Annotated in this window: 1 protein-coding gene; it reads left to right on the forward strand. The window is 50.7% G+C overall.

Going from position 1 to position 657, the window contains the following annotated elements; translation table 11 throughout:
- On the forward strand, positions 1-657 hold a 657-nt coding region (locus DPQ22_RS08465), incomplete at both ends, for an FtsK/SpoIIIE domain-containing protein (RefSeq protein ID WP_256371591.1).

Below are 657 nucleotides of genomic sequence, written 5' to 3' on the forward strand. Positions count from 1 at the left end.
AATGCCGCATTTGCTGGTGGCCGGCACCACCGGCTCCGGCAAATCTGTGGCTATTAACACGATGATTTTGTCGCTTGTTTACCGCATGAGCCCGCAGGAATGCCGGCTGATTATGGTAGATCCCAAAATGCTGGAATTATCTGTCTATGACGGTATCCCCCATTTGCTCACCCCGGTGGTAACCGACCCTAAAAAAGCCTTGAGCGCGCTCAAATGGGCGGTGCGTGAAATGGAAGAGCGCTATCGCAAAATGGCCAGGCTCGGTGTGCGTAATATTGACGGTTTTAATGCCCGGATAAAAGAAGCTTTGCATAAAAATGAGACTATTATGTGCACAGTGCAGGCCGGTTTTGACAAAGAAACAGGTGAGCTGCTTTATACGGAAGAAGCCATAGAGCTGAAGCCCTTGCCCTATATTGTGGTTATTATTGATGAAATGGCCGATTTAATGATGGTAGCGGGCAAGGAGATTGAAGGCGCGGTTCAAAGGCTGGCGCAAATGGCGCGCGCGGCGGGGATTCATGTGATTATGGCGACCCAGCGCCCTTCAGTTGACGTTATTACCGGCACAATCAAGGCCAATTTCCCCACGCGGATTTCGTTTCAGGTAACGAGCAAAATAGACAGCCGCACAATTTTGGGCGAGCAAGGGGCAGA

Origin of the sequence: Candidatus Tokpelaia sp. (genome assembly GCF_008636115.1) — a bacterium.
Taxonomy (GTDB): Bacteria; Pseudomonadota; Alphaproteobacteria; order Rhizobiales; family Rhizobiaceae; genus QLZD01.